Origin of the sequence: Limosilactobacillus coleohominis (assembly GCF_016901675.1) — a bacterium.
In the GTDB taxonomy this organism is placed as follows: domain Bacteria; phylum Bacillota; class Bacilli; order Lactobacillales; family Lactobacillaceae; genus Limosilactobacillus; species Limosilactobacillus intestinavium.
Genome location: NZ_JACJKU010000078.1, coordinates 1 through 6481, shown reverse-complemented (window position 1 = coordinate 6481; position 6481 = coordinate 1). Strand labels below are relative to the sequence as shown.

Here is a 6481-nt window from a genome sequence, read left to right as displayed (position 1 = left end):
ATTTTAGGGATTATCTTACTCCTCATTGCTGTTGTAGTAGCTAATATTGTCCACTTGATGTGGCCAGTAATTCCCTTAGCAATCTATCAGATTATTGCTGGGGTTATTTTAGCCGTAATTCCTGATTTAAAAACTTTTCAATTAGAACCAGGAATATTTATGCTATTGATTATTGCCCCACTCATGTTTAATGATGGCCAAAACACCTCATCAAAACAATTGGCACGTGGCTTTTCGCGAACAATATCAATGGCAGTGTACCTGGCCCTATTTACCGTCATTGTATTGGGACTTGGTTTACATTTCATTTTGCCACATTCATTTTCATTACCAGTTGCCTTTATGCTCGCTGCTATTATTACCCCAACAGATGCAGTTGCAGTTAAATCATTAACAACCGGTGTTGAAATGCCAGAAAACGTCAATATTACCTTGGAACACGAATCGTTATTTAATGACGCCTCTGGTATCGTACTATTTAGTTTAGCCGAAACTGCCTTAGCGTCGGGCAAATTTTCAATTGCAAATGGAATTTGGACATTCGTCTATGTTTTCTTTGGAGGAATCATTTTTGGAATGCTCCTAGGTTCTGTCTTAATTAATCTCCGAATGCACTTAATGCAACGACATGTTGATATTGCACCAATTGTTATTCCAATTAACATCATGACACCATTAGTAGTTTATTGGCTTGCTGAAGAACTCCACCTTTCTGGAATCCTGGCAGTGGTGGCTGCAGGAATTATGCATAGTATTTTATATGACCGCTTGCATCTCACTTCTACCAAAGTTCAGATTTCTACAACCACAATTTGGAACATCATTTCTGACGCTTTGAACGGTTTGGTTTTTGTTTTTCTAGGCTTGAGTTTGCCAATGGTATTGGGTCATATGAAACAACTTCAAACCCTAAAAATTATTGTCATCGCTTTGATCTTATACGTAGTCATGACAGCATTACGATTTTTCTGGTCAGAAATTGGTCTGGTTAAACTACACTCAACGGAACTTCAGCAAAACAGGCAGCATGATAGCCTAATCCTTGCGATCGGTGGTATTCATGGAACTATTACCATGGCCATGGCCTTTTCGATCCCAGTCTTAGTCAACGCTGACCGAATTGCGATGCGAAATGCTTTAATTTTAATTGCCGCATTTGTCATTCTCATCAGTTTAACGGTCGGTACCATTGCTTTTCCAAAACTATTGCCAAAGAAAACTGCTGATTACACCAAAGCAGAATTTCAAAAAGCATTAACTGCCACCGTTCAATATGCAATTACTGAATTAAACAGTAACGATAATCTTGATCGAGAAAAATCTTTAGTTATTGACCAGTTAACAAGTCAACTAACCATGCGAGCACGATTAAATACGGAACGCTACAATAAACTTCTTCAAAGGTGTCACCAAGTAGAGCTAGACACACTAGAGGAACTCGCTGATAATAACATCATTAATGCAAAACAAGAGCGGGCATATACACGTTTAATAGCCCGTGATCTTTTCAACAAATCATCCCATGGATTTTGGAATGTTGTTGCAATGCTTTACCATCGTTTTCAGTGGCTACGAGCTCGTCATCGGATTACTAAAATGTACCGTAAACACCCTGAAATTCAAAAAGATCGCCAAGCGCAGTTCAAGGTTATCAATGATCAAATCAGCAACATTTTACGGATCGTTATCCGGAGAATCAATAAGTACTTAAATGATGTCCAAACACCAAATAATGCTTATGAAATTGCTGCTGTTCGGCGCACATACTTAAACCGATATCGATTCTTCTCCAGAAAGAGCCAAATTGATGCAGACAAAATGACGAATTTCTTTATCGACGCATTTCAATCAGAACACAGCTATATCCAACAACAAGCTGCCGCAGGTAAATTTTCATCTGAATTAGCAAATGCTTTAAATGAACAAGTTTCCACTGACCAACTTGTCTACATGCAATCCCTCGATTAACGTTCATATTAATACTTTTTTCAAAATCAATATCAGCAAAAAAGATCTTAAACATCCGGTATTAACCATTTGTTTAAGATCTTTTGTTAAATATCCTTTATTCTAATCATGCACTAAAATTCGTAAATCCCAACCGCGCATGTTTGGTTCAGGCTGCTGACCAGTTAGTAAGTCCGTCCATCCATTTACTAACTCATCAGGTAATTTGCGATCCTCATTTCTCATATTTAAAACAAAGTAAATTGATTGTCCAGAATCATTAACCCGCTTGGTAATCTCAAGATCAGTTGGTGTAGAAATAACACCTTGAATGCCTGCTGACCGAATTACTCCATCCATGAAGTTACTCAGCCCATCATGATCTAGTCGACTACCAACATACCATGCCTTTCCTTTACCATATGAATTGACAGTGATTGCTGGAGTTCCAGCATAAAATTCTGAATCATATTGAGCAACAGTCTCTGTCCGTTCACCTGTAAGATGAATTAAATCACAAAGATAGTGACCCTCAGCAGTTTTTTTACCTTTTTCAAACACTACCTTAGTGTGTTGGCCAGGAACCATTGCATCTGTTTCTTCTACCCAAATTCCTAAGACATCCTTTAGTGGGCCCGGATAACCACCTATAAAGACATTATCACTGGTATTGACCATTCCAGACATATATGTGGTTATAAACTGTCCACCTTGAGATACATAGTCATTGATCTTACCTGCTAACCCGTCTTTCATCATATAAAGTACTGGTGCAACAATTAAGTCGTACTGACTAAAGTCATCATCTACACTAATAATATCTGTGGCGATATTCCTTTCATAGAACTGACGATAGTAATCTAAAATTGATCCTACATAGTCCATTGCCTGGGAAATACCTGCTACATATTCGTATGACCAGAAATTATTCCAGTCAAAGATAATTCCAACTTTAGCTGGTACCTGTGATCCTAAAAATGTTTTGCCAACTTTTTTAAGCTCATGACCAATTTGTGCGACTTCTTGAAATGCTCTAGTATCGGTTCTTTGTGAGTGGCTAATTACTGCCCCGTGAAACTTTTCAGAACCGCCAATTGCTTGTTTTAACTGAAAATATTGTACAGTATCTGCACCATGAGCAATCGCTTGATATTCCGTAGCTCTCATTTGGCCAGGACGTTTTAGAGGACTATATGGTTGCCAGTTCACTTGCGAAGGAGTTGATTCCATCAACATAAATGGTTGGTGCTTTAGACTCCGCATTAAATCATATAGAAACGCTGGTTTATACGTAGGATCGTTATAAGCTGGGTAAGAATCATAAGCTATAATGTCCTGATCTGCTGCCCAAGATTGATAGTCAATCATCTTGTTTGGAGTACTATGGAAGTTAGTTAAAATCGGCGTCTTTTGATCATATTCTTCAATTGTTGCTTTTTCCATCCGGTACAGGTCACGTAGAGCCTCAGATTGGAAGCGAAGATAATCTAATGACAAACCTGCAACTATTGTATGAGTCCCTTCTGGTCCCCATGCATCTCCTAATTCGTTAGGAACAACAATTTCATCCCAATGATAAATAGTATGGCTCCAAACGTTATTATTCCATGCTCGATTAAGTTGGTCTAATGTTTGGTATTTTTGTTGCAACCACTTTTGGAATGCATGTTGGCAATTTTCGCAATAACAATTTCCGCCATACTCATTATTAATATGCCAAGCAACAATGTGAGAATTATCACTGTAACGTTGTGCGAGTTTAGCTACTAGATCTTTTGCTAATCTCCGATAATTTTCTGAACTAGGGCAAAAATTATGGCGTTGACCAAAAACATGTCGCCGACCTTGATAATCAACCCGTGCTACATCTGTATATTTTTTGAACATCCATGCTGGCATGGCAGCAGTTGATGTTGCTAATACAATTTTAAAATCAGCTGCTGTGAGCTTGTCGATAATTTTATCGAGCATACTAAAGTTATATTGGCCTTCAGCGGGCTCTAAAAGTGACCACGAAAAAACATTAACAGTTGCTGAGTTTATATCGGCCTTTTAAATACCTGAATATCATCATCCCAGGTATCCGATGGCCATTGCTCAGGATTGTAGTCACCACCGTATAAAACAGTTGGTAATTGGTTCTTTTTCATATTGGCCTCCCATTTACTCTTTTGAGTTTACCGTCATCAGTTTATCTCCATGGTGAACTTTTGATCCATCGGTTATTTGTTGGTCAATAGTGACATGATTTGGACGAACCATGAAAGTAACCACCGTATCCTTGTATCCATTCTGTCGAATTAAATCACGGTCAAATTCGGTCAGGAGTTCACCAGCATGGACTTTTTGCCCATCAGTATAATGAACATTAAAGCCAGCTCCTCGCATGTTGACGGTTCCCAAACCAACGTGGACAATTACTTCCAGTCCGTTATCAGAAACGATTTCAAACGCATTCTTAGTAGAAAAGGTAAATTTGATAACCCCATCAAATGGTGCATAAATCCGACCATCACTTGGTGCAATTGCAAAGCCCTTGCCAGGAAATCCTACTGTGTTGTCTTCATTGACAACCTTCTGCAAATTAATTAACTCACCATCCGCAGGAGCGAGTAATTCTGTTCCTTGTGATGGTACTAATGATTGATCATCATCACTAGCTTTAATCTCACCCTTTGCTAACTTATCTTTCAATTCTTCAACAATTTCAGCATGCTTTTCTTCTGAAAGATGAACTTTCAATAAGAACACAATGATTGACAAGATTGCCAATATCATCGGAATATAGAAAGCCATACTATCAAAGGTTCGAATATCTTTTGCTGTCATATCTGCTGCCGTTGCTGCGCCAGTCATTCCAGCAGCAACCGCGATATAACCAACTAGTCCATTGGAAATAGCACCAGTTAACTTATCAATCATTGGACGAACGGCTAAAACAACAGCTTCATTCCGTTGTCCATTCTTTAATTGACCATATTCAATAGCATCAGTGAACGTTAAGACAGTTACAAGTTGAGCATAGTTAATGTTAAACAGCACTAACCCTAAGTCCATCATGAAAATATTAGACCGACAGAAAATAAAGATAATGTATGCTAATACCATGCAAACTTGTCCCATAATAAAGAGCCATTTCCGTGGGATAAACTTATTTAAAATTGGGAACAGTGGACTGGTACAGAACCCAATGATAGTTGCAATTACCCCAACAATCCAAAATTGACCTGGCTTACCAATGACAAATTTGTAAAGGTAAAATAGTACCCCATTAGTGATTACGTAAGCACATGAGTATAGCAAGTATGCTAGTGCTGGCCACAAAATCTGATCGTTGTGAAAAATCGCTTAAAATACGTCACGAATCGTGGTCTTTTGTTTAGCAGAGTTACGAATAATATTATGCTTTTCTTTTGTTCCAAAACATACTGCTAAGGCACTTAAAATGGCAAGCGCAGTAATAATAGCCGCAAAAGCAAACCAACCAATTGGGCCTTCTTTATGTTGCCCAGTAGCGAGATATGTAAAGTAAGTTACAATTGGAACCACAATGATTGTTAATCCATTCCAACCAATTGTTCCGGCAAATGCACCTAATGAAGTGTAAATCCCACGTTCATTAGAATCTTCGCTTAAGGCTGGAACCATTCCCCAGTAAGAAACATCAGAGAAAGAGTAAAAGATATCAAAGGTTAAGAAAATAATGACGAATAAAATTGCAAATAGTACCCAGTTAACCTTTGCTAATCCAAATATTCCGGTAAAAAGCACTAACATCAGCGCTCCTGAAACAATGTTTCCCCAGAAAATCCATGGCTTAAATTTACCCCAACGTGTCTTTGTATTATCCACGATATTACCAATAATGGGGTCAACGATTAATTCCAAAATCCGCACCCCAACAATTAAACCGGTAATCAACGCGATCAGTTTATTAGCAACATGCTTGCTTAAGCCGTCAAACATACCACTAGTAACAAAGATGATAAAGTATGTACTCATCACTCCATAGAATGCGGAATGGCCTACGTTTCCAAAACAGAATGCCGTTCTTGAAATCCATTGAGCTGCTGTTAATTTTGTTTTTGGCTTTTGATTAGTATCCACAACTCATAATCCTCCTCAATATTATTGTAATCGCTTACAATTTTAATTATAGATATCCTCTCTTTGATGTAAATAATTCTTGAATAATAAATAAAGGATTTACTAATGTTTAGTAAATCCTTTACTAAGTATTTTCATTTTCTCACAAAACTTTGTCGAATAACCAAACGTGTATCCACCAACGTATGGGTATGTGGTCGTCCAGGATGATTGATCAAATCGTGAAGGTCATCTACAGCAATCCGGCACATTTCGGGCTGGTCAATTTCATAAGTCGTTAATGGTGGAGACACGTATTTGGCTAGTTCACTATTATTAATGGCAGATTGTAAAATATAAGTTGAACATTTAAGTGGACAAGAAAACCCATAAAGGTCTTTAATGGTGTTACCACAACATTCCATTAGAAAGAAGGACCTTTATGGGC

General features: G+C 38.0%; 2 protein-coding genes and 2 pseudogenes. 1 reads left to right on the top strand and 3 read right to left on the bottom strand.

The features are described from left to right. A partial coding sequence (locus H5975_RS06940; protein WP_239473169.1) for a cation:proton antiporter occupies positions 1 to 1968 on the top strand: 1968 nt, incomplete at its 5' end. Positions 1969 to 2070: 102 nt separating this feature from the next. Here the strand turns inward: H5975_RS06940 and H5975_RS06935 are convergent. The 3 genes and pseudogenes from H5975_RS06935 to H5975_RS06925 all read right to left on the bottom strand — a co-directional run bounded on the left by H5975_RS06935 (position 2071) and on the right by H5975_RS06925 (position 6458). Then, a pseudogene (locus H5975_RS06935) lies at positions 2071 to 4097 on the bottom strand (beta-galactosidase). Between the two features lie 13 nt (positions 4098 to 4110). Further along, positions 4111 to 6054: pseudogene (locus H5975_RS06930) on the bottom strand (glycoside-pentoside-hexuronide (GPH):cation symporter). Between the two features lie 134 nt (positions 6055 to 6188). Beyond that, a complete protein-coding gene (locus H5975_RS06925) occupies positions 6189 to 6458 on the bottom strand; it encodes a substrate-binding domain-containing protein (protein ID WP_239473168.1) in 270 nt (89 codons plus the stop codon). Positions 6459 to 6481: the final 23 nt, after the last annotated feature.